The organism is Stenotrophomonas sp. 3diitr2024 (genome assembly GCF_042136455.1).
Classification (GTDB): Bacteria; Pseudomonadota; Gammaproteobacteria; order Xanthomonadales; family Xanthomonadaceae; genus Stenotrophomonas; species Stenotrophomonas sepilia.
In genome coordinates this window covers 1-305 of sequence record NZ_JBHHMJ010000723.1, presented here as the reverse complement: position 1 = coordinate 305, position 305 = coordinate 1, and the positions used below count along the sequence as shown (strand labels likewise).

Here is a 305-nt window from a genome sequence, read left to right as displayed (position 1 = left end):
GAACTGGAACGCGATGCGCTGGACCCGCTCAGCGCCCATGTGCTGGCGCTGGACAGTGACAACCAGCCGGTCGGCACCGGTCGGCTGGCCCCGGACGGCCGCATCGGCCGCATGGCGGCCTGACACGTTTGCTCAGGCTGGTGCCCGTGCCCGCAATACCAGCAGGCACAGCGCACCGGCCACCAGCCCCCAGAACGCGGATCTTGAAGAATTCGAGGTTGCCGCGCGAAGCTGCGGTCGCGGCCTGCCCCATGTCGGTGACTTCCAGCGTCCAGGTGCCGCTGGCATTCTCATCCAGGAAGGCA

General features: G+C 68.2%; 2 pseudogenes. One reads left to right on the top strand and one right to left on the bottom strand.

What is annotated here, in order from left to right:
• Positions 1-117, top strand: a pseudogene (locus ABGA94_RS18875) (GNAT family N-acetyltransferase); the annotation flags it as partial.
• Positions 118-187: 70 nt separating this feature from the next.
• Here the strand turns inward: ABGA94_RS18875 and ABGA94_RS18870 are convergent.
• Positions 188-305 (bottom strand): annotated as a pseudogene (locus ABGA94_RS18870) (proprotein convertase P-domain-containing protein); the annotation flags it as partial.